We start from the raw sequence: 22,719 nt of genomic DNA on the forward strand, positions 1-22,719 counted from the left end.
AGTAAATTATGATAAAACAGCCGGAATTAGGGAAGATAATTCGTTTTCATCGAAAGAAATCAGGGCTCTCTCAGGCTGACTTCGCCCGGATGATTGGTGTTGGAAAAACGGTGATATACGATTTGGAGAAAGGGAAAGAAACGATTCAGCTGAACACCCTGAATAAAGTTCTGATAGGATTAAATATTTCCGTGCAGTTAAACAGTCAATTGATGGATGAGTACAGGAATGCGAGCCGTTAACGTCTATATAAACGATCAATTAGCCGGGCGTTTACAGGAGACGGACGACCATCAATATATTTTTGAATATGAACCAAATTATACCGGCCTGCCCGTTTCGTTAACCTTGCCGCTTTCGCAGCGCGTTTTTCACTTCAACTCATTTCCTGCATTTTTTGATGGGCTGCTACCTGAAGGCCCGCAACTGGAAGGCTTGCTGAAGCAACGTAAACTCGATCGCGATGATTATCTGTCGCAATTGACTGCTGTAGGCAACGATATGGCCGGGGTGGTAACGGTTAAAGAAAGTGAACCATGAATCGTTGTCCGATTACGTATGTTCTATGTGGTGATTTGAAATATTCGCCAGAAGGACTCCGGATGTTATCGCCCCGCCTCACTCAACTGAACGATTTTCCTTATACAAAAGAAGAGCAAGTTCGTGAAGCAATTGCGCGTGCATCGAAGATATCAATTCAGGGAGTGCAACCTAAACTGAGTGCAAAACTTAATGTTTCAAAGGCCGTATTTGAGGTGGTTGATGTTGGTGGCATGTTTATTATTAAACCGCAACAGGATTATTACCCGGAACTCCCTGAAAATGAAGATCTGACCATGCGCCTGGCGGCAATTGCAGGCATTGATACCCCTTTGCATGGAATGGTATATTGTGCGGATGGCTCACGCTCATATTTCATCAAACGCTTCGATCGGTTACCGAGAGGTAAAAAAGTGCCTGTTGAGGATTTTGCACAACTGAGCGGCAATACGCGCGAAACTAAGTACCGGGCTTCTATGGAAAAGGTCGCTGGGTTGATTGATCAATTTTGCACCTTTCCGATTGTGGAGAAATTGAAACTTTTCCGGATTACGTTGTTCAGTTTTTTGTGCGGCAACGAGGACATGCATTTAAAAAACTTTTCGCTAATCAGGCGCAATGGAAAAATTGAATTGTCACCAGCTTACGATTTGGTTAACTCCACCATCGCCTTGCCAAATGCAACAGAAGAATTGGCCTTGCCCCTTGCGGGCAAAAAAAGCAAAATTGACCTAAAGCTGCTGGCCGATTTTTATGGAAAAGAAAAACTTGCCTTGAACAATAAGATAGTTGAAGAGGAGTTGGAAAAATTTAGAAGTGTACGCAAAAAATGGGAGGACATGATTACCATCAGTTTTCTCTCAGAACCCATGAAAGGAAAATATCAGGCGGTTGTAGACGAACGCTTTAAGCGACTTTTTAATGATTAGTAATACCGGAAGAGACAGCACCCACATGAAGCTGCCCTGCTGCGCCATTTCAGTACTCACCGATGACTGCGACCCGGATAATTTACAGCCGGTTGACCTGGCCACCATTGTGAAGGTAGCCGGCAAGGCTGAACCGAAACTGACGGAATTGTATGTGGAGTTGATTCCGTTGTTGTAAGTCAGTTCTTGATTACTTCTTTAAGATACTCCATCACCGGGTCGCGGCCCGAAACCTTATCAGCTGGTTCCGAAACGATTTCCACATCGGGTTTGACACCGCGAAGGGTGTCATCGCTGCACGGATGAATAAATTTTTTATAGCTGCAACCGGCAGCTAACCCGGTATTGGGCAATTGAATAGGAATAACATCGCCAAATGCGATAAGAACTCCGCCCGTTTCTTCACCAATAACGGTACCCATGTTGTAACATTTAAACGCATCGGCAAGCATATTGGCGCTTGAGAAGGTGTAATGGCTCACCAGTAAATATGTTTGGCCTTTGAATTTTAGCGACTCGTTTTTTGGTTTGATCAGTTTTTTCATTTCAACCACCTGGATTTTACCCGGTTTTCCGAACGCATAAAGGCGGGCTTGCTTATTAAAAACAGCAACGGGCATAAGCGGGTACATATACCATTTAACATAGCGCTGGCGAAAATAGTGTTTCATTTCTTTGCTGGCTTTTACTTCCATCCGGTCAACCTGGCGGTATGGTTTATCGGTTATGTAATTAAAGAGCAGGTCGCCCAATTGCGAGTTGCCGCCACCGTTGTTGCGAATGTCGATGGCCAGGTGCTGAATGGTTTCGTTGCGGATAACCTGAAAAGCCGAATCCAGAAACCGGGCGAAACGTTTTTTATCCGTCATCGAACGAAAATCAATAATTGCAAACCTTTCCGGAGTAATGGTGAGGGAATAGGGTTTGGCATTTTGGTTTACCAATCGATGAAGAGCCGCAGCCTGAAATTGTGCTGAGGTAATTCCCTCAACGTATTTCCTAACGGGCAGATCATTTATAACCAATTCAAGATCATAGCTATCAGCATATCCCAAAACATACCACAGCAGGCTTCTGAACGATCGCTGGATGCGTATATCCCGGTAAAAATCCAGTTCAGCACTTACATACGGCCGCAGTTGATTGAGTAATTCAGGTGTGCGCAATCCGTTTATCGAAATAACTTCAACTACTCCCGTTAAGGTTGAGTCGCTGCTGTAATTAGTCGTGATATACAGCCGGTTGTTGCGAATGAGCACGTCAAACGGAAATACCTTGCCGCCTTGTTTCAAAAATTCACTGCGTTCCTCCTGCGGAAAATAAACTGATGTGTGTCCATCGCCCAAGGCCGTTGTTAACGGAATGAGTTTTCTTGCAAATTCAAGACGGGTAATCGGCTCAGTGAGCCCCAGTTCCAGTGCTTCAACATCCTGGTAAAATTTTTCCTTTGAAGTAGCGGCATACAGGTTGGGATGGATGTTCTCCAGTGTGCTAACCAAAAAGCGGAGGTCGGTTTTCAGTTCATCCGGAGAGTAAAGTTTTTGGGTAATATCAACCTGACCAGGTAGCAGGGTTGAATTCAGCAGTAAACACAGGGTTAAGGCTCTCTGCATAAAACCAATTTTAAACCCTACAGACTTACGCCTGAACGGATGGTTGCTTCTGGGGTTAATGCTTTTGGTGATACAGTCAACCGCCAATCTTTTTTCGCAAAAATTCAGCGGTATAGCTGCCTTTAGCTTTCTTTATCATATCCTCGGGCGTTCCGGCAAACAGCAAGTGCCCGCCTTTTTTCTCGCCTCCTTCCGGCCCCAGGTCAATAATCCAGTCGGCACATTTTATTACTTCCAGGTTGTGCTCAATAACAAGTACCGTGTGCCCCTGATCCACAAGGGCATTGATGGCTTTTAACAATTTGGCGATGTCATGAAAATGGAGGCCGGTGGTGGGTTCATCGAAGATGAACAGGATCTGGCCGTCCGGTGAATTTTTGCCTAAAAAAGAAGCCAGCTTTACGCGCTGCGCCTCGCCACCGCTCAGCGTATTGGACGACTGACCGAGTTTTACATAGCCCATGCCCACATCGAAGAGCGGCTGAATTTTTTCGTGGATCGACTTTTTGTCTTTAAAGAATTCAAGCGCTTCTTCCACCGTCATATCCAGCACATCGGCTATGCTTTTGCCGTTGTAATCAACCTCCAGTATTTCCTGTTTAAAGCGCTTGCCCTGGCACGATTCGCATTTCAGAAAAATGTCGGCCATGAACTGCATCTCTACTTTTATTTCGCCTTCGCCTTCGCAGGTTTCGCACCGGCCACCCTCTACGTTAAATGAAAAGTGTGCGGGTTTGTAGCCACGCTGTTTCGATAACGGTTGCTCCGAATACAACTGGCGGATGGCATCGTAGGCCTTAACATAGGAGATGGGATTAGAACGGGAAGATTTTCCAATCGGGTCCTGGTCAACAAATTCAACCTGGGTGACGCGGGTTATATCGCCTTCCAGTTTATCGTATTTACCGGGTGTTTCGGCAACTGATCCGTTCATCCTGCCCAGGGCGGGGTAGAGTATCTTTTTCACCAGCGTTGATTTACCGGAACCGCTTACACCGGTAACCACAGTAAGCACGCCAAGCGGAAATTTTACCGTCAGGTTTTTCAGGTTATTTTCGCGAGCGCCAACAACGCTGATCGAATCTTTCCATTTTCTGCGCCTGGCCGGCACTTCAATTTTATCTTTTCCGGTTAAGTAGTTGGTAGTGTGCGAGACCACTTTTCCATTAAGTTCCTTCAGCGATCCCTGAAAAACGAGTTGCCCGCCATGCGTACCTGCATCGGGCCCGATGTCAATAAGCTGATCGGCTGCACGCATGATTTCTTCCTCGTGTTCAACCACAATTACGGTGTTGCCCAGGTTGCGCAGCGATTTGAGTACTTCTACCATCCGGCTGGTGTCGCGCGGGTGCAGGCCGATGCTGGGCTCGTCCATAATGTACATGGAGCCCACCAGTGCACTACCCAGCGAGGTGGCCAGTTTTATCCGTTGGTACTCGCCACCTGAAAGCGTTGAGCTTAAACGGTTTAACGTCAAGTAGCCGAGACCGACCTTTACCAAATAGTCCAGGCGCGTTTTTATTTCAGTAAGAATTCTATCCGAAATCTTCTGTTCAAAATCTGAGAGTTTTAGTTTGTCAAAAAAAACGGCAACATCCTCAACGGGCATCAGCACCAGATCGGTAATGGAGGTGCCGGCAATTTTTACATACTGGGCGTCTTTGCGAAGGCGGGTGCCTTTGCAGTCGGGGCAGGTGGTTCTTCCGCGGTAGCGCGACAGCATAACCCGGTATTGGATTTTATGAAGTTTGGATTCAACGTATCTGAAAAAACCGTTAATGCCATCGAAATATTCGTTGCCGGTCCAAAGAAGTTCCTGTTCCTTTTTGGTTAATTCATTATAGGGCCGGTGTATCGGAAAATTGAATTTGATACCGTGTTTCAGCAAAGGTTTTACCCATTCGCTCATGGCTTCGCTGCGCCAGGGGGCTACGGCCCCCTCATAAACCGAAAGTGATTTATCGGGTATAACCAGGTCTTCGTCAATGCCGAGGATTTTACCAAACCCCTCGCAGGTGCGGCAGGCGCCATACGGGTTATTGAAACTGAAAAAATTAACCGAAGGCTCAGTGAATTTTATACCGTCCAGTTCAAAACGATCGGAAAAATGCAGTGGGTTTTGTCCTTCGACATGTATCACGCACTCGTCATGTCCTTCGTAAAAAGCCGTTTGAACCGAATCGCCCAGGCGATACACAGTGTCATCATCATTGGGGTTTACGGCCAGGCGATCAATGAGGATGTGAAGATTCCCCTCACCCCCGGCCCCTCTCCCCAGGGAGAGGGGAGCTTTGATTAGATCTTCAATGAAGTTGGGTTCGCCATCAATCAACACCCTTGCAAAGCCTTTGCTCAACAGCAGGTTTAGTTCTTCTTTTAGTTTTTTGCCCTTCTTCAACGGCAGCGGTGCAGCAATCATCACCCGCGTTCCGGGTGCCAGGGCGTTAATGGTGTTCACCACATCAGTAACCGAATCGCGCTTCACTTCTTTTCCGCTAACGGGCGAATATGTTTTGCCAATGCGGGCAAAGAGCAGTTTCAGGTAATCGTACACCTCGGTAGTGGTGCCTACGGTTGATCGCGGATTGCGGGTATTTACCTTTTGTTCGATGGCAATGGCGGGCGAAACGCCACGGATGTAATCCACATCGGGTTTTTCCATCCGGCCGAGAAACTGGCGGGCGTAGGCGCTGAGGCTTTCCACGTACATCCGTTGCCCTTCGGCAAACAGCGTATCAAAAGCCAGCGAAGATTTGCCGGAGCCCGATAAGCCGGTAATAACCACCAGCTTGTTTCGTGGAATAGCAACACTCAGGTTTTTCAGGTTATTTACGCGTGCCCGTTTGATGATGATGTAATCCCTGGGATCGAGGGAATCAAGTTCAGAATCGGATAAAACAGGCTTCGGGGGCACAGGGCAATTTAACGGGTTTTACATTTCTGCCGAAAGCAAAACACCATCGCAACGGATGGTGTTTCGGCAGGTATTAAATTCTTTATGTATTAATTGTCAAAGTCGGGGTCATAGCTGGCTTCGCGGCCGCTTTTTCGGCTACTGCCTTCATCATCAAACGAATCGGCCTCCTCACCGGTTGAAAATTCGTCATCCGATGAGAAGTCGTCATCATCGTCTCCGGAATTATCAAATTCCTGCGGCCCGGTGGGCTCCATTTCGTATTCGCCCTCGCTGTTTTTCGTAATGGGAATTTTTACCAGGTAGGTAGCATCTTCCGTTTCGAGCGGGAAAACAAAAATGGGTTCCTTTTTGGCATTTGAGATGCGTGTTATGCTGGACTCGTAGCCGTTGGGATACTGCTTTTTGAGCAATTCTTTCAAATCATCGCTCAGGGTTTCAAGGCTTTTAATCAGGCGCTTTTTACTTACGGCCATAGGGGTTACAAACTCAAAAAATCGGGAACAAATACCAAAATAAAATCCCGATCAGGCAAGAATTTTAAAGATTTTTTTGCGCTGAATCGGAATCTGGTTATCTTTTCAACCTAATTATTAACCAAAACCCCCGCAATATCGAGCAGCACGTCTACGTTACCTAAATGTGAGACAGAATGATAGAGAACAAGTGCACCGACAGCGAGTTGCTGTCGCGCTATCAACAAGGTAACGAAGAGGCTTTCGCCATGCTGCTTCAACGCCACAAGTCGAGATTGTACACCGCCATTTACCTGATTGTAAAAGACCGGTATGTGGCCGAGGATTTATTGCAGGATACCTTCATTAAGGCGATCAACACCATCCGGGAAGGCCGCTATAATGAGGAAGGCAAATTTCTGCCGTGGATAAGCCGCATTGCGCATAACCTGGCCATCGACCATTTCCGTAAGGAGAAACGGTACCCCGAGATTGTTCTGGAGGATGGGAGCCGGTTGATGAACTCGCTGCAGTTTGCTGCCGAATCAATTGAAGATAAGCAGGTATGGCAGGACAACCGCAGCCGGTTGAGGACTTACATCAAAGAATTGCCCGTTGAGCAGAAGCAGGTGCTGATTATGCGCCATTACCTGAAGATGAGTTTTCAGGAAATAGCCGAACGTACCGGGGTGAGCATTAACACCGCGCTGGGCCGCATGCGCTACGCACTCATTAACCTGAGGAAAAAAATGAACATTAACCATAATGCCTATGACAAAGACCTTTACCCAAACCGATCTGATCAGGTTTCTGTACCACGAGATTACGGAGGAGGAGGAGCGCCAGATTAACCAGGCGCTGCTCACCGATGCCGGCCTTCGCCAGCAGTATGCCACACTGGTGGCCCTGAAAAAAGAAATGGACCAGGCCATGCTGGAACCTTCGAAGGAAACCGAAGAGTTCATTCTGAATTATGCCAAAAGCGGTGTAGCCGTGAAGAGTTCAACTGGTGTGTAAGGCCGCTCATCGAAGCAAATGTACCCAGCCTTTGGCTGTACCTTTTTTGCCGTTTTTGCCTTCGTAACGCAGTAGCCAATAATAGACCCCTTCCGATGCATTGTCCCCATCCCAACCGGACTTTACCTCGCGAGTGTAATATACTTGCTGACCCCACCGGTTAAAAATCGTTAAATCGGCATCCACCATGTGGTCAAACACAATTGGTTTAAACACGGGGTTATAAACATCTCCATTGGGGGTAAAAATATTGGGCATATCGATAACGGGATCTTCAAAACGAAAGTAAGACGCAATAAAGTTGGGCAGGCCTGATCGACTTCTTCCTGTAGTAGAAATCGCTTTTGATTGAAAGTTACAAGAATTTCCGTGGCGGTTCGGGTAATTAATAACAGCAATGGAGCCCGATTCACCGGCAATATCATTACAACTGGCTACATAGATCTTGCCATCCGGCCCAAGTTGCATTGCTCCGAGCTTTCCAATATAGTGTCCGACTTGTTTGAGGGTTTTATTTTCAAATGAGTATTGCCAGACAGTGCTTGGTTGATCGGGATCGTTCACTCCGCAGAAAGTATATGAAACAGTAAAATAAACAAACCTGGAATCAGGTGAGAATTCAGTTCCGTAGTGAGTCAAAACCTGTAGGCCCAGATTAATTCGGTCTATCAAATTGGTTACCATGCCCGATGAGGAATCAAATTCAAACAATTCAATAATACCACCTGCAGGAAAATCAGGGGTTGCATTCACAACCTTGGTTCCATCGGGCAAAATTTTTAACTGGCCTGCTGCATTAGCATTGGTACCATTCTTCTTTTGAAGAATAGACCCTTTGATGCTTGCAACTGGGCTGGTATTAATCCCGGTTTCAGTAATGAGGTATGCCAAGAAGCGGTTGCTGTTCCATTCGTGAGTGAGTACCCAGATGTCAGTACCGTTGGTGTGAAACACGGCCGCCATTTTTTCAGTAGTGTTTCTGTGCAACAAAATGTTTTTTTGAACGACTTCGCCCGCTCCACCTCTCAGGGCTTTGTTAACCACCGAATAATGAAACCCGACCGAATCAGAACCCGGCCCAAACCAAGTATCAAAAGAGGGAGAAGCGGTAAATATATAGTAAATGGAGTTGTCATTAGGCCTTTGAACTACTAGTGTTTGTGTGGTTGAAAAGTGTCCCCACAAATTTGTGCCGTTAGTCATTACTTCATGAAATTGATTGTAAACGGTAACACCATCTGTATATAAAAGCAAATTACCTTGGGCGTCACTAATTGTTGCTGTACCTTCTTCTGTTTTAAGGGCACCGTTGGGTAATAGTCTGGGCGATCCTTGGCGAAAATCAAGGCCTGCGTTTTCGCCAAAGTACCATATGGCGGCTTGTTTTTGAGCTGCAACCGGGTTAAGTATTACACAACAAAAAAAGGCAATCAGCAATGATTTCATCAATAAATAACGCCTGACTCCCTAAAAGATTGAGAGGGGCAACAGCCCCTCTCAAAGATACGCTAATCAATAACAATACGTTGCTCAATACGCTGGGTGGGCAACTGGACTTTAAAAAAGTAGGTGTCTTTCTTCAGGTTACCAACGTCTATAACAAGTGAGTTTTTATTGGTTGTTCCACTCCTTACGGCCACCGCGTTTTTGTCCAGCAACGCATACGAATAAGTAAATTCAACGGTTTCTTTACCACCAGGTTCTAACACGAAATTAATTTGCTGTTGTGTAGGGTTGGGGTACCCCATAGCAAATTGCTGTGACCCGCTGCAGTCGCTTGTGTAAAAAGTAGTACAGGCCATTGGACTCTCACCGCAGGAGTTGGCAACTGTTACACATAACGAGTGCTGTCCCGCTTGCAAGGAGTTAAGTATTAATGAAATATAGGCATTGTTTATTTCGGTAGTCATCGCCAGATTTCCATCAATATACCAATTGTAAGTTGGTCCGCTAATGCAGGTTTCTGCATACAGCGTTGCACACGGTTCAAGAATCAGGTTTGCCGGGGCACAAGGTGTTTCATCAGGTATACCTATAGTAAAACTGCGGTAAGCTGTTCCGGCACATTCACCACCATTTGCGGAGACACTGACAACACCATAGCCGGCTCCAGAAAGAACGTTGGTTGTAAATTGGAGACCGACACCGGTTACAGGTGATACCAATGTTTCGGGAGTGGCTGTCCAGTTAACCGATGCGCCTAACGGTACATTAAAAGCGCTGAATGTTACCGGACCTGAGTCACAGGCTTCTGAGGGGCCAGTAATATAGAAAGGCAACTCGGAAGTGTTGTAACCAACAAGGTACCCGTCTAACTGGGTAGAAGTAAATACAGTATGGTTTCCGCACGTAGTAAAGTCACCCGAACCGAATAAATTTCCAGCCAATACAAGTTTGTTATTTACTACCCTGATACCATTCATTTCAGGATCGATGTTTTCAAAAACAAAATCAACTCTTCTGGCCCACTGGCATGAAAGGTCAGTAAGAGAGTATTTGGCATAGAAAAAATCAATATTAAATGCAGTAAGTGGAATTGGTGGATTTTCTTGTGAATTGAAATTAACAGTGCCACTAAAAAGCCCCGTCAGATATAGGCTGCCTGAACCATCAAGGGTAAGTGCATGTCCGGCATCTTCAAAGGGACTTCCAATTGATTTTAATGCTACCTGGTTGCCCGATGAGCTAAACTTTGCAAGCATCGTATTACCGTTGCTGACATTTAATGTACCGGTTACGTACACATTGTTGGCGTTGTCAACTATAAGGCGCCTTCCAACATCTCCACTTTGCCCGCTAACCTGCGAAGACCAAACGAAATTACCATTACTGTTGAATTTACACACATAGGTACTGCCTGCAGAACTGTTCAGCACCGGAGAATTTGAAGAGGGATTAAAATCTGCTGAACCGCTAAAGAAGCCTGTTATATGAATATTATTTGAAGCATCTAAGGCCAGGTCGTTGCATATTGTGGTAATGCTATTTCCTGGTCCGACATTTTTCACCCAAGATAACGTGCCGGCACTGTTGTATTTCGCATAAAAGATCGAACCGTTAAATGTATTAACCACACCTGTTCCACTAAAAATTACATTCTCGGATTGAAAAGATAAAATTGTTCCTGCTACGTATACATTACCAGAACCATCTACTGCAACAGCGCTTGCCTTAGTTTCAAAAATTAAATTTGACCCACCAAATCTAACCCATTGAAACGCTCCGCTACTATTGTACTTGGCTACAAACATACTTTGCGGAGAATTGGTTGGAGGCGTTGCTACTCCAGTGCCTGGATTGAAGTCAACTGTGCTTTCAGATTGTATGAATCCTGAAATGTAAACATTACCGGCATTATCAACAGCAACATCTGTTCCTTTCTCATCTTTAAACAGTCCATTTAAAGCGTGTGCCCAAATAAGATTCCCTGTGCTTGAATACTTGCCGAACCACACATCGAACGATGAAGAATTTCTTATTTATGTGCCAGGTCCTGGATCAAGATCTATAGTGCCTTCGAAGTGTCCAACCATAAAGATGTTGCCACTACCATCTGAAGTCATCCCTTTAAGGTGATGCATGCCAGTTTGACCTGCGATACGCTTTACCCAGTTTAAATTTTGCGAAAAAACGAGTGGAGATTTTGAAAAATAAAATACACTCGCTAATAGTAATGAAACGTAATGAAACGTAATGAATTTTTCATAAGCTTGAGGGTTTAGGTAATAAAATCCGAAGTTAATTAAAACCCCTCTAAACTTTTTTAGCAGTTTTGAGACATTTATTACGCGGTTCTTACATAATTGATTAGTGACAATCCTCATCCTGCACCAGTTTTTTAACACGCCCCAGCACGGAGGTTCGCTCCGATCGTATTACCTCGCCAACGCCCTGCAGGATGCCGGACATAAGGTAGTGGTAATTACCACGCACAACCAGGCCAATGAATTGGTTGAGGAGGCAGAAGGTATTGAAATCCATTACCTGCCGGTAGCGTACAGTAACCATTATGGTTTTTTCAAACGGATTTATTCGTTCATCCAGTTTGTTTTGCGCATCGTGAATAAAGCGGGGCAGTTTAAAAATGCCGATGTATGCTACGCCATATCCGCTCCGCTCACTACCGGCCTGGCGGCCATCTGGATTAAAAGGCGATACACCATTCCTTACTACTTTGAAGTGGGCGACCTGTGGCCCGAGGCGCCCATTCAGGTAGGCATTGTTCGCAATTATTTTCTGAAGCGTCTACTCTATCGCCTGGAAGCATCCATTTATAAACGGGCTGTTATCGTGGTGGCGCTTTCTGCTGCCATTAAACAAAATATTCTTCAGCGTTTCCCAATGCTAACGGTTCAGGTTATACCCAATATGGCCGACACAGAATTTTTTAAACACGCTCATAAAAATCAGGAACTGCAAAAAGCATTCGATGTTTCCGGCCGGTTTGTGATTGCGTATATCGGCACATTAGGACTGGCCAACGGATTGCACTATATGCTGGATTGCGCAGCGGCTACACTACAGGAAAAATTGCCTGTTTCATTTTTATTGTGTGGTGATGGCGCCATGCGCGAAGAACTGAGGCATTCAGCAAAAGTCCGTAACCTCAGTAATGTAAGGTTTATTCCTCACCAAAACCGCGAAGGCGTTAATGCAATAATAAACGTAACCGATGCTGTTTTTGTGAGTTACCTGCCGCTGCCGGTTTTGGAAACCGGCTCGCCAAACAAATACTTTGATGGACTTGCGGCTGGAAAATTAATTGTAGTGAATACCGGTGGCTGGATGAAGGGAGAAGTTGAACACGAACAATGCGGAATAGCGGTTGATCCGAACGATGCCCGGGATTTTGTAAAAAAAATCACTCCGTTTGTTCGTGATTCGGGATTGCTGGCTGCTTATCAGGCAAGAGCGCGCCAGTTGGCTGAAACTTCTTATTCAAGGCAAATACTTGGAAGAGCATTTACCGGATTGTTCGAGAAATTGTAATTTTAGTCATGTTAAAATTCGTTACTTTTTTACTGATGGTGTTCGTGGCCTGTTCACCTTCTGCCAGGAAGGAACAGCCGGAAGAGAACCGATCGCAGGTAGTAACCGATTTACAGGGCGGGTGGGAGCGCCTTACCCGCTGGGAAGACGGCCAGTGGGTTGTCTTTCGTCCGTGCGATGCGGATAACATGTCAATGGAGATTTCGGGCGACACGCTGGTTATCGGGTGGGGGCAGGATGCTTCCTTTGGCATCATCCGGTCGGTGGCACAAAGCGAAGTGCCGGAAATTTATATACTTACCGTTGAACAGGATGAACAACAGGTTACCTACCGGATGCGGTGGGACGATGAGATGTACAACCGGGCTGAATGGTGGCTGTGGGAGGATGATGAATCGGTGATTCTGGTGCGCAGCGAGTTGCTTGACGACTATACACTTATTGAGCAACCCTGCCATGAGTGTTGGGAAGATTGTGAAGAAGAAGTAGAAGATATTGAATAAAAGGTCCTTCGCTAACGCTCAGGACAACAAGGTAGAGTTTTGATATGCTGAGCCACGTTTTGAGCGTGCCGAAGCATCTTTTGGTTGTTACAACTAATTTAATGTTGCCGGGCAATCAGGTCTTCGGCAAACTTTCGGAGAGTTTCAATAGCGGCTTTATTTGCCCTTACTTTATCAAGCGATCGGAATCCTTTGCGAAAGTATGAACTGATTTTTTTTTCGGTCTCCTGCCGGATGAGAAGTTGATCCCAGATGGTTTTAACCGCATCCACTTTTTCGGAAGGATTAAAATTTACTACCGAAAGCCAGTTGTCGAGTTCGTTGCGCTGTTCAGCGTTAGCAGCCTGAAGGGCCTTGATCATCAGGTAGGTTTTCTTATTCGCAATAATATCGCCCCCCGGTTGTTTACCGAATTTTTCCGGATCGCCATAAGCATCGAGCAAGTCGTCCATCAACTGAAATCCGAGGCCGATGTTGGTGCCGAAATCGCGCAAGGCTTTGCAGTTGGCCGGAGTAGCTTCAGCCAGTATGCCACCCAGCTCAAGGCTGAACCCAAGCAGTACTGCCGTTTTTTGCCGGATCATCTGCAGGTACTGCTTTTCGGTAACGTTTTGCATGGTTTCAAATTCCATGTCCCACTGCTGTCCCTCGCACACTTCGGCTGCACATTGATTGAAAAGCGCTAAAACCTTATTCAATTTTTTTGATGGTAAGCTCAGAAACAAATTGTACACATGCACCAGCATCACATCGCCTGAAAGGATGGCGGTGTTTACGTTCCATTTTCTGTGTACCGTTGCTTTCCCCCTGCGTAAGGGGGCGTTGTCCATAATATCATCGTGCATCAGCGTGAAGTTGTGAAAGGCTTCAACAGCAACGGCAAAGCGAACAACATTTTTAACATCGCGTTTAAACAGACTATACGCCAGCAACACCAGCAGCGGGCGTAAGCGTTTGCCGCCAAGGCCCATGATGTAGCGGATGGGCTCATACAGCGAAGCGGGCCGGCTGCCGAATTTAAGCCGCCTGATTTCGGATTCTATTAACGAGCGATACGCGGTTGTAGAATTTTTCATCAAATGCAAGTAAGCAGAAATTTTTACACCCCCTTAAATCGTTCTCCTTTGGCAGGTTTTTTTTTGAGTAGTTCTGATTTGGTATTGTCTTTTGCCAGTACCAGGTCAATCAGCCTGCGGTCGATATCGGTTTTCTTTACCTTCACCCGCACCTGGTCACCGAGGGTGTAAATTTTCCGGTTCCTTCTTCCGATGATGCAGTAGTTCTTTTCATCGTATTCATAGTAATCATCGTCCAGGTCGGCCATGCGAATCATGCCCTCGCACTTGGTTTCAATAATTTCCACGTAAATGCCCCACTCGGTTACTCCGGATATCAGGCCATCGTACACCGTATCCGCGGCCATCGTTGCCATGAATTCAACCTGTTTGTATTTGATGGACGCCCGCTCGGCATCGGCTGCCCGTTTTTCCCGCTCCGATGAGTGCACGCATTTTTCTTCATAGTCTTTTTTATTCACCGGTTTTCCTTCATCCAGGTAGTGCTGCAGCAGGCGGTGCACCATCATGTCGGGGTACCTGCGGATGGGTGAGGTAAAGTGTGTGTAGTGATCGAAAGCCAGCCCGAAATGACCTTTCGGGTCGGTGGAGTATTTTGCCTTGGCCATGGCCCGCACGGCAATCTGCTGAAGCACGTTTTGTTCGGGTTTGCCTTCAATCTCATCCATCAGTTTATTGAGCGAGCGCGAAATGGATTTTTCATCAACGCTTATGCGGTGGCCGAATTGCCGCGCAAACAGGGCAAAGTCTTTTACCTTTTCCGGGTCGGGGTAATCGTGGATGCGGTACACAAACGTATTTTTATCGGTGCCCTTTCGCTGGTTGTAAACAAACGTAGCCACCCGCTTGTTGGCCAGCAGCATAAATTCTTCAATAAGTTTGTGGGCATCTTTACGCACCTTGGGCACAACAGCCAGCGGCCGGCCTTTCTCATCGAGTTTGAATTTTACCTCGGTGGTTTCGAAGTTAACCGCGCCTTTGGCAAAGCGATCTTTGCGCAGCTTGTGTGCGAGTTCATTCAGTGTTTTCAATTCTTCGGCAAACAAGCCCGTGCCACTTTCCAGTACCTGCTGGGCTTCTTCATATGTAAACCGGTGGTCAGAATGAATAACGGTACGGCCGAACCACTCCTTTAGTATTTGTGCGTGTTTATCCAGTTCAAAAACGGCTGCAAAGGTAAGTTTGTCTTCTTTGGGTCGCAGCGAGCACAATTCGTTCGACAGCCTTTCAGGCAACATGGGGATGGTGCGGTCCACCAGGTACACCGAGGTGGCGCGGTCAAGCGCTTCTTTTTCCAGGTTTGACTGTTCGCTTACATAGTGCGTAACATCGGCAATGTGAACGCCCACCCGGTAATTGTCGTTGGGCAATACTTCAAACGAAAGGGCATCGTCAAAATCTTTGGCGTCTTCCGGGTCAATGGTAAAGGTGGTAACCTGGCGGAAATCCCACCGCTTTTTAATTTCGGCCGGTGTAATGCCTTCGTCTATTTTTTTAGCTTCCTTTTCTATCTGCGGAGGGAAGCGGAAGGGCAGCCCGAACTCAGCCATGATGGAGTGAATCTCGGCTTCGTTTTCACCGGCTTTACCCAGAATTTCAACAATGCGGCCTACCGGGTTGCGGTCGCCTTCGGCCCAGTCGATCACCTCAACAATTACTTTGTCGTTGGTTTTGGCGCCATTAATGTCTTCTGGGTACACGTAAAAATCCTGGTGTATTTTCCGGAAGTCGGGAACCACGAAAGCGTAGTTTTTCGAAAGTTCAACTTTGCCCACAAAGCGTGTGCGGTTGCGTTTAACAACCTCCACCACCTTGCCTTCGGGGTGCTGGCCGTGCCGCGAGGGAAAGATCACCAGTTTTACGGTATCGCCATCTACAGCCGATTTCAGATCAGCCGTGCGCACGTACACATCGGGCCGGCCTTCGCCAATGGCCACATAGGCAAAGCGTGAGCTAACATGGTCAACAATGCCGGTAAGCGTTTCTTCCTTGGTTACGCTGGTGTAAGTGCCGTTGCTCAGTTGCTTGATAAGCTCTTTCTCTTCGAGGTCGTAAATGGTAAATGTGGCCGCCTTAATGTCATCACGTTTTTTCAGGCCGATTTTTTTGGCGATTTGTTTGACGCTGTAGGCGCGGCCGGGGTGCTGATTTAAAAATGCAAGGATAGCCTCCCTGAATTTGGCCTCGTACGGATTTGCTTTCGATTTGTTTTTATTGCGTTTGCTCATGCACTTAGCCGGCCGGCAGGATTTGTTTTTCACTGAGCAGCGGGTTCCCTTTTAAGCGAAGGTAAAGCTGCGTAAGTACCACTACATCGCTGAGGCAATAGTTTTTAATGCGCTCCAGGTCTTTGTCTTTATAATACACAGCATTTACCTGGCTGCCGTCCATCCCGTTTTTACTGGAAGGAATGTTGAAGATGGCTGCCAGCAAATCCAATGACGTGTAATGTTTGTAGTCGCCAAATTTCCACATCTCCAGTGTATCGAGGTGAGGCACTTCCCAGGATTTGCGGCCGGATAGGTTGAGCAGGGCGGGTAGTTGAATACTGTTTACCAGCATCCTGCGGCTCAGGTAAGGAAAGTCGAACTCCTTGCCATTGTGGGCGCAGAGTTTTGTTGAAGTCGGATCAAGCCGTTCGAGCATGGTTTTGAATTCGGTTAATACGGCATGCTCATCGTGGCCGTAGTAGGCTTTTGTTTTTAATGCAGGTTCACCCGTTTCGGTGGCGATGATTTTTCCAACGGCTATGCAGATGATCTTTCCGAACTCGGCATAAATGCCGGCCCGCTGGTGGAAGAGTTGTTCATCGGTTACGCCTTCTTCGCGTTTCAGGAAAGAAGCTTTGCGCGACCATTGTACCTTCAGCCGTTCATCGAGCGTTGAAAAATTATCGGTGCATGCAACCGTTTCAATATCCAGAAACAAAATGTCTTTCAGTTCGGCTGTCATGAGTGCAGTATTCCTTCCATGTCAATTTCCCTGATAAAAGTTATGTTGTCTTCGCAGATAGAGTCGGGTACAAAAACAAATCGCTTATCAAAGATGGTAGTGCCAATGTAATAGCTTACCCAGTATTCGTTGGTGAGGTGGAAAACGGCCGGATCAATGGGCTCAACCAGTGCCGCGCTTTGCGGAGGCACGGTTTCCAGATAATGGCGCAGGACAGACGTACGTTGCTCCTCACCGTTTTTTGTACCATACCCCTTGCTGGCCACCAGCGTGTTTTCAATCGGAAAGGCGTTGTTGTTAATCAGGTACACGTTCCAGGTATCTTGTTCACCGGGTTGTTTTTTTCGCACCACGGCCAGCGTTACATTTTTAACTTCCGGTATTTCAATGTCGCGCATCATACCCACTCCAGTTCAAAAAGTTGTTTCAGTTTATCTTTCAGCACCGCTTCAACCTGCTTCATATCCTGTTGTGCGTTCATTTCTGCGGCCATGGAAGTAACGGCTTTGTCGTGAATGCCGCACGGTACAATATAGTTGAAATACTTCAGGTTTGTGTTAACGTTAAAGGCAAAGCCGTGCATGGTAACCCAGCGGCTGGTCTTAACGCCCAGCGCACAGATTTTACGCGCCTTATCGGGATGGTTTTCATCCAGCCACACCCCGGTAAGTCCGGGGATCCGGCCCGCCTGTATTCCATACTCCTGTAACGTCAGGATAACGGCTTCTTCCAGCGTGCGCATGTAGCGGTGGATATCGGTAAAAAAATTTTCAAGGTCCAATACCGGATAGCCTACAAGTTGCCCGGGGCCGTGGTAGGTGATGTCGCCCCCGCGGTTGGTGTGGATGTAGGAAGCGTTGATGGTGGGCAGGTCTTCTTTTTTTATTTTCAGGTTTGCTTCATCACCGCTTTTTCCGAGGGTAAATACGTGGGGGTGTTCACAAAAAATCAAAAAGTTTTCGGTAGCCTTTTGCCTGTCAGCCGGCAACTCGCGGTTTTCTTTTTTAACCTCCAGGGTTTTTGAAAACAGCGAAGCCTGGTAATCCCAGGCTTTTTGGTAATCGATGAGGCCGAGGTGGATGAATCGGGTTTTTTTGCTGTGTGCGTAAGGAGCCATTTAAAATTCCCGTTGCCTGAACTTTGTTTCTGATAAAATGGAAATCTTTTTCCTGAAATTCCATCCCGACCGGAGTGTATTTACAAGTAAGGTCCCGGTTTCTTTAGGCGTAAGATGACTGATCCCTTCAACCGGTATGATGTTGTTCTTAAAAATAAGTTTGCCAAAGTCGCGATCGAATGTAATAATGAGTCGTCTTTCGCTGTTGGCTATATGAATGACAGCTGCATCGGAAATACCCGGTGAACTTATTAAAATGGATCGGATGTCATGTCCGGCCTGTTCAAGAATTCGAATAATACCCAAGCCTATGTTTTCATCAAGCAGCAGGTTCATTTGCGGGGCGGTAGTTCAAACAGAAAATCATCCTGTACACTTTCCTTTGCGTAAGCAAAAAGTGCCTGGAGATCTTCTTTTTTGAGCGTAGGGTAATTCTCGAGTATTTGGGTTTCAGACCAACCGGAAGCAAATAAATCCAACAGGAATTCAACAGAAAGGCGGGTGCCTTTAATTACCGGCTTGCCTCCCAGAATTTCTTTATCCGAAACAATATGGTTTCTCCAATCCATAGCTTAAGGTATTCAATCCATATTGCTTTAACAACATTACTTTGTCTTCTCCAGTTCTTCCTTCAGTTGTACGATGGGCTCAACCGGATCAGGATCGATGCCGTTTTCTTTGGCCAGGTAGTACGACACCCAGTCGGTAAGGTGGATGAGGTAATAGTATTGCTCCAGCAGCGAGGCGCCCTCACCGATGATGTCGATTATCGGGTTGGACCTGCGTTCAAAAAACTCGCGGCATATTTCCATGCGCTTCTCCACGCGCTCGTGGTCGTGGTCGGAATACATGTATACCACCTGCAGCAGCGGTAAAATATTCTCCGGGAACCGCCAGCCCACAATTTCGTTGTGGTTCATTTCGGGGAAGGTGTTTACGTGCGCCAGTTGCTTGGCATTTTCGTTAAGTTGTTGCTGAAAACGCAGCGCCATGGCATGCAGGCGGCTGTCGCAGTAAATTACCGGCAGCTTGCCTTTTAACTTTTTGGCAATCAGTTCGGCCTCGCTTTGTATTCCCTTTTCACCGCGATCCAGAAACTGGATAGCGTTTTCGGTTTCTTTAATGAAAGCCGCGCCTATCAGGTTGGTGTGGTACAGTACTGAGAGCAGCGCAATCATGTTGTAGGCCAGCATGGCCCGCGGGCTTTCGGAGCCGGCCGGCAACTGAATGTAGAACAGGTTATACTCTTTGGCGATCTCGAGCAGTTTGCCGCCCGAGGCGATGGCAATAACATGCGAACGCTTGAGCATGGCCTTGTTCAATGCGGCAATGGTTTCTTCGGTGTTGCCGCTGTACGAGCAGGCGATAAACAGTGTATGCGGACTGACAAACTGGGGGATGCTGTAGCTCTTGCACACCGTAATGGGGATGGGTATGCGCCCGAAGGTGAGCGACTCCACCAGGTTGGCACCAATGCCTGAGCCGCCCATGCCGGCAATTACAATGTTGCGGATGTCGCTGCCGGGGCGCACCAAATCAAGCGATTCGCCCAGGCGCAGCGCCTCGGCCAGCTGGCGTGTAAAGCCTTCGATGTATTTTTTGGTTGTAGACATAGTGGTAATTTCCGGTGCAAAGGTATTACAAATACCCGCCAATTACGATACGCGCATGGCCCCGGAAAACAAACAGACCATCGGCAAACAAGGCGAGGAACTGGCTGCGGCTTTCCTGGAACGCAAAGGCTTTACCGTGGTGGCCAGGAACTACCGGCATAAAAAGGCCGAGGTGGACCTGATTGTGAAGAAGGATGACTTCCTTGTATTTGTTGAAGTGAAAACCCGGACGTCATCGGCTTTTGGCGAGCCGGAGGCCTTTGTGGACGGCAAGAAAGCCCGGATGATCCTGAGCGCGGCCGAGGAATTTGTTTTTGCCAATAACTGGCATGGCCATGTTCGGTTTGATGTGGTTTCGGTTAAGCTGGGGCGCGAAACTGAAATTGAGCACTTTGAGGATGCGATTAATTAATTGGCAGTAATCATGTGCCCGCCATCTTATTATTCCGGTAAATCTCCTTGCCCTTGTCGTTCCACTCGGTTTTAACATAGGGCTTTCCGTTTTTATCGAACGGTTCTTTGGGGTAAGCGATTAACTTTTTTCTGCGGCCGTTGGGGTAGTACTCGTACCAGTCGCCCACGCGCTGGTTCCAGTGGTACTCACCGGTAACGGCCACCTGCCCGTTTTCATGAAACATGTAGTAGTTGCCTTCCTTTTCGCCATATTCAATGGGGATGATTTCTTTCGGTTTGGTTTTTTCAACCGGATCCCAGTAGCTGATGAGCGATTCTTTCGGCCAACCGCGGAAGTATTTTTCTTTATCCACCAGCACGCTGTCGCGGTTGTATTTCATCCAGCGGCCGTGTTTAAGGCCTTTGTAAAAGATGCCGGTTTCGAGCGTAATGCCGTTTTGAATTTTCTGGTACGGCCCGTGCACGAGCACGCCTTTTTTGGGGTCGAACCGGCTGGTGCGCATCACTTCCCTGCGGGCGTAGTCGTAATAATAAATGTCGCGCACCAGGGTTTGCGTGGTTTCGGGTTTCTTCAGGTAGTGAAAGAGTTCGTAGGTGGTGCGTTCGCCAACGCCTTTGCGCACAAATCCTTTTTTGGTTTTAACGCCATAGAAAACGTTCTTCTTCGGCTTTTTCTTTTTAGGCGTATTGATGGGTTCTTCCTCGCGCAGAAAGTCCAGGCTGGCCGGTGTATCAATGGTAAAGAGCTGGTCGGGCTGTTCTTCCTGCGCCAGCAACGGAAAACAACCGACAATGACCAGTAACGTGATTATCAAGCCCGGCTTCATACTACCTGAAACGAACCGAAAGTTCAAAAATTATGGATGTACTTTCAAGGTGGGTGGTAATATGCAGGAGGAAATTATTCCGGGTATCTGGCTGGGTATTTTCTGTTGTCCGCTATTGGGTTAAGCAAGGAGTGGGCTACAGGAAAATATCCTGGTGCCAACCCATCCTGATTAGTAAGGTTCATTTTTACTAATTATTTCATTATTTACTAAAATAATACGAATATAATATTAGTATAGTAATCTTATTTATAATAAATTAGTATAATAAAATTAATTAAAATGGCTTTATTACGATATTCTGAAGAGCAGGTTCTGGACCGGCTAAGGTTTGAGAATCCCTGGTGGGTGACAGGAACAGTGGAAGATTATTATAACTCCATGCAAAGGCGATTGTATTTTGACTTGTTCATGCCACTTGTTACAGAGACAGGCGTTAGGCGTGCTGTTGTTCTTATGGGACCCCGAAGAGTTGGGAAAACCGTAATGATGTATCATGCGGTTCAAAATCTTCTTGAAAGCGAAATTGACCCGCTGAAGGTAGCTTTCATATCTGTTGAAACGCCCATTTACAACAGTATCAGCTTAGAGCAACTTTTTAGTTTTTGCAGAAAAGCAACAAAACAGGGAAACCCCAAAGGGTGGTATATCTTCTTTGACGAAATACAGTACTTAAAAGATTGGGAGGTGCATCTAAAGTCTTTGGTTGATAGTTATCCTCACACCCGTTTTGTCGCTTCGGGCTCTGCCGCAGCTGCTTTGCGGCTAAAAAGTAATGAGAGCGGAGCAGGACGCTTTACAGATTTTATGCTGCCACCGTTGACGTTTAATGAGTTTCTTCATTTGAAGCAATTAAACAGACTCATCACAGAAACCAACATGGAGTGGCATGGTAGTTTGACAAAATTTTACGGCACCAATAATATCAACGAGCTTAACAAGCATTTTCTTGATTACATTAATTATGGTGGTTATCCCGAAGTTATTTTTTCGGAGAAAATTCAGAGTAATCCCGGACGATATATCAGAAGTGACATTATTGACAAAGTATTGTTGCGCGACCTGCCCAGCCTATACGGTATCAGGGATGTGCAAGAACTCAATTCGCTATTTACAGCAATAGCATACAATAGCGCAGGTGAAGTCAGCCTTGAAGAATTAAGTAAAAATTCAGGCGTTCAGAAGAATACAATTAAACGTTACATTGAATATTTAGAAGCAGCCTTTTTAATAAGGGTTGTTCATAAAATTTCAAACAAACCCAAACAGTTTCAACGGGCGACACAGTTCAAGGTTTACTTAACCAATCCTTCGCTGAGAAGTGCACTATTTGCTCCGTTACAACCGACTGACCCTTTCGTAGGAAACATGGTTGAGACGGCAATTTATGCTCAATGGCTGCACAGAGGTTGGTTCACTCCGTACTATGCAAGATGGCAGAAAGGAGAAGTGGATATGGTAAAACTTGACGACAAAAATTTTAAACCGCTATGGGCTGTGGAAATCAAGTGGACTAATCAGTTTTATGAAAAACCAGGAGACTTAAAACCGCTATTAAGATTTCTTAGAGACAATAACCTGCAAACCGCTCTAATTACAACAATTGATAAAGAAGGAACGAAGGAAATAGATGATTTAAAACTGAAATTTATTCCTGCTTCAGTTTATGCGTACACGGTTGGCAAGAACACAATCTTACAATCAAAGACGGAACCTATGAGAGCAGTACGGCAGCCACCAGCATCAAGACGGTGATTGGT

General features: G+C 46.4%; 25 protein-coding genes. 10 read left to right on the forward strand and 15 right to left on the reverse strand.

Annotated elements, in window-relative coordinates; all coding sequences use genetic code 11:
* Positions 1 to 11 precede the first annotated feature (11 nt).
* The 4 genes from HRU69_05220 to HRU69_05235 are packed head-to-tail and all read left to right on the forward strand — an operon-like array spanning position 12 to position 1,647.
* The gene (locus HRU69_05220) at positions 12 to 242 is read left to right on the forward strand and encodes a helix-turn-helix transcriptional regulator (protein ID QOI98830.1); all 231 of its coding nucleotides are present in this window, start codon (positions 12 to 14) and stop codon (positions 240 to 242) included.
* Entirely contained in the window at positions 229 to 540 is a 312-nt protein-coding gene (locus HRU69_05225) for a HipA N-terminal domain-containing protein (protein QOI98831.1), read from the forward strand. Before HRU69_05220 ends, HRU69_05225 begins: the two co-directional genes overlap by 14 nt.
* Complete coding sequence (locus tag HRU69_05230) at positions 537 to 1,469, forward strand: HipA domain-containing protein (protein QOI96930.1); 933 nt, start codon at positions 537 to 539, stop codon at positions 1,467 to 1,469. The genes HRU69_05225 and HRU69_05230 overlap by 4 nt, the downstream gene beginning before the upstream one ends.
* Complete coding sequence (locus tag HRU69_05235; protein QOI96931.1) at positions 1,462 to 1,647, forward strand: hypothetical protein; 186 nt, start codon at positions 1,462 to 1,464, stop codon at positions 1,645 to 1,647. Before HRU69_05230 ends, HRU69_05235 begins: the two co-directional genes overlap by 8 nt.
* A gap of 1 nt (position 1,648) precedes the next feature.
* On the opposite strand, the gene HRU69_05240 is transcribed toward HRU69_05235, so the two are convergent.
* The 3 genes from HRU69_05240 to HRU69_05250 form a co-directional block, all read right to left on the reverse strand.
* Positions 1,649 to 3,082 carry a hypothetical protein gene (locus tag HRU69_05240; GenBank protein ID QOI96932.1) on the reverse strand — a complete coding sequence of 478 codons (1,434 nt, stop codon included), beginning with the start codon at positions 3,080 to 3,082 and terminating at the stop codon, positions 1,649 to 1,651.
* A 76-nt stretch (positions 3,083 to 3,158) separates the two neighbouring features.
* Positions 3,159 to 5,996, reverse strand: coding sequence for an excinuclease ABC subunit UvrA (gene uvrA, locus HRU69_05245; GenBank protein QOI96933.1), 2,838 nt, complete (start codon positions 5,994 to 5,996; stop codon positions 3,159 to 3,161).
* Between the two features lie 89 nt (positions 5,997 to 6,085).
* A complete protein-coding gene (locus tag HRU69_05250; protein QOI96934.1) occupies positions 6,086 to 6,472 on the reverse strand; it encodes a hypothetical protein in 387 nt (128 codons plus the stop codon).
* 176 nt (positions 6,473 to 6,648) lie between these two features.
* On the opposite strand from HRU69_05250, the gene HRU69_05255 reads away from it, so the two are divergent.
* Both HRU69_05255 and HRU69_05260 read left to right on the forward strand, forming a co-directional pair.
* Positions 6,649 to 7,302: a sigma-70 family RNA polymerase sigma factor gene (locus HRU69_05255; protein ID QOI96935.1), complete on the forward strand. Its 654-nt coding sequence runs from the start codon at positions 6,649 to 6,651 to the stop codon at positions 7,300 to 7,302.
* Entirely contained in the window at positions 7,223 to 7,468 is a 246-nt protein-coding gene (locus HRU69_05260; protein ID QOI96936.1) for a hypothetical protein, read from the forward strand. The genes HRU69_05255 and HRU69_05260 overlap by 80 nt, the downstream gene beginning before the upstream one ends.
* Positions 7,469 to 7,474: 6 nt before the next feature.
* On the opposite strand, the gene HRU69_05265 is transcribed toward HRU69_05260, so the two are convergent.
* From HRU69_05265 to HRU69_05275, 3 genes are all read right to left on the reverse strand, one after another.
* Complete coding sequence (locus HRU69_05265; protein ID QOI96937.1) at positions 7,475 to 8,914, reverse strand: gliding motility-associated C-terminal domain-containing protein; 1,440 nt, start codon at positions 8,912 to 8,914, stop codon at positions 7,475 to 7,477.
* 62 nt (positions 8,915 to 8,976) lie between these two features.
* Positions 8,977 to 10,923 carry a hypothetical protein gene (locus HRU69_05270; GenBank protein ID QOI96938.1) on the reverse strand — a complete coding sequence of 649 codons (1,947 nt, stop codon included), beginning with the start codon at positions 10,921 to 10,923 and terminating at the stop codon, positions 8,977 to 8,979.
* Positions 10,924 to 10,947: 24 nt separating this feature from the next.
* Positions 10,948 to 11,292, reverse strand: a complete 345-nt coding sequence (locus tag HRU69_05275; protein ID QOI96939.1) for a hypothetical protein — start codon at positions 11,290 to 11,292, stop codon at positions 10,948 to 10,950.
* Between HRU69_05275 and HRU69_05280 the strand changes: the two genes are divergently transcribed.
* Positions 11,279 to 12,457 (forward strand): glycosyltransferase family 4 protein, encoded by a 1,179-nt coding sequence (locus HRU69_05280; GenBank protein QOI96940.1) that lies wholly within the window; start codon positions 11,279 to 11,281, stop codon positions 12,455 to 12,457. The two genes, HRU69_05275 and HRU69_05280, sit on opposite strands and share 14 nt — an antisense overlap.
* Before the next feature lie 8 nt (positions 12,458 to 12,465).
* A complete protein-coding gene (locus HRU69_05285) occupies positions 12,466 to 12,960 on the forward strand; it encodes a hypothetical protein (GenBank protein QOI96941.1) in 495 nt (164 codons plus the stop codon).
* A 98-nt stretch (positions 12,961 to 13,058) separates the two neighbouring features.
* Here HRU69_05285 and HRU69_05290 read toward each other — a convergent pair whose 3' ends face one another.
* The 8 genes from HRU69_05290 to HRU69_05325 are packed head-to-tail and all read right to left on the reverse strand — an operon-like array spanning position 13,059 to position 19,718.
* Positions 13,059 to 14,036, reverse strand: coding sequence for a polyprenyl synthetase family protein (locus HRU69_05290; GenBank protein QOI96942.1), 978 nt, complete (start codon positions 14,034 to 14,036; stop codon positions 13,059 to 13,061).
* A 23-nt stretch (positions 14,037 to 14,059) separates the two neighbouring features.
* Positions 14,060 to 16,264, reverse strand: a complete 2,205-nt coding sequence (rnr, locus tag HRU69_05295) for a ribonuclease R (GenBank protein ID QOI96943.1) — start codon at positions 16,262 to 16,264, stop codon at positions 14,060 to 14,062.
* A 4-nt stretch (positions 16,265 to 16,268) separates the two neighbouring features.
* Entirely contained in the window at positions 16,269 to 16,988 is a 720-nt protein-coding gene (locus HRU69_05300) for a 3'-5' exonuclease (GenBank protein QOI96944.1), read from the reverse strand.
* Positions 16,985 to 17,389: a hypothetical protein gene (locus tag HRU69_05305; GenBank protein QOI96945.1), complete on the reverse strand. Its 405-nt coding sequence runs from the start codon at positions 17,387 to 17,389 to the stop codon at positions 16,985 to 16,987. The genes HRU69_05300 and HRU69_05305 overlap by 4 nt, the downstream gene beginning before the upstream one ends.
* Positions 17,386 to 18,105, reverse strand: a complete 720-nt coding sequence (lipB, locus tag HRU69_05310) for a lipoyl(octanoyl) transferase LipB (GenBank protein QOI96946.1) — start codon at positions 18,103 to 18,105, stop codon at positions 17,386 to 17,388. The genes HRU69_05305 and lipB overlap by 4 nt, the downstream gene beginning before the upstream one ends.
* Complete coding sequence (locus HRU69_05315) at positions 18,106 to 18,441, reverse strand: DUF5615 family PIN-like protein (GenBank protein ID QOI96947.1); 336 nt, start codon at positions 18,439 to 18,441, stop codon at positions 18,106 to 18,108.
* Complete coding sequence (locus HRU69_05320) at positions 18,438 to 18,674, reverse strand: DUF433 domain-containing protein (protein ID QOI96948.1); 237 nt, start codon at positions 18,672 to 18,674, stop codon at positions 18,438 to 18,440. Before HRU69_05320 ends, HRU69_05315 begins: the two co-directional genes overlap by 4 nt.
* Positions 18,675 to 18,710: 36 nt before the next feature.
* On the reverse strand, positions 18,711 to 19,718 hold the full coding sequence (locus HRU69_05325; protein QOI96949.1) for a bifunctional phosphoglucose/phosphomannose isomerase: 1,008 nt from the start codon (positions 19,716 to 19,718) through the stop codon (positions 18,711 to 18,713).
* Positions 19,719 to 19,773: 55 nt separating this feature from the next.
* On the opposite strand from HRU69_05325, the gene HRU69_05330 reads away from it, so the two are divergent.
* Positions 19,774 to 20,130: a YraN family protein gene (locus tag HRU69_05330; protein ID QOI98832.1), complete on the forward strand. Its 357-nt coding sequence runs from the start codon at positions 19,774 to 19,776 to the stop codon at positions 20,128 to 20,130.
* Positions 20,131 to 20,140: 10 nt separating this feature from the next.
* On the opposite strand, the gene HRU69_05335 is transcribed toward HRU69_05330, so the two are convergent.
* Positions 20,141 to 20,905: a hypothetical protein gene (locus HRU69_05335; GenBank protein ID QOI98833.1), complete on the reverse strand. Its 765-nt coding sequence runs from the start codon at positions 20,903 to 20,905 to the stop codon at positions 20,141 to 20,143.
* Positions 20,906 to 21,241: 336 nt separating this feature from the next.
* On the opposite strand from HRU69_05335, the gene HRU69_05340 reads away from it, so the two are divergent.
* Entirely contained in the window at positions 21,242 to 22,714 is a 1,473-nt protein-coding gene (locus HRU69_05340; protein QOI96950.1) for an ATP-binding protein, read from the forward strand.
* Positions 22,715 to 22,719: the final 5 nt, after the last annotated feature.

Source organism: Flammeovirgaceae bacterium (assembly GCA_015180985.1).
Classification (GTDB): domain Bacteria; phylum Bacteroidota; class Bacteroidia; order Cytophagales; family Cyclobacteriaceae; genus UBA2336.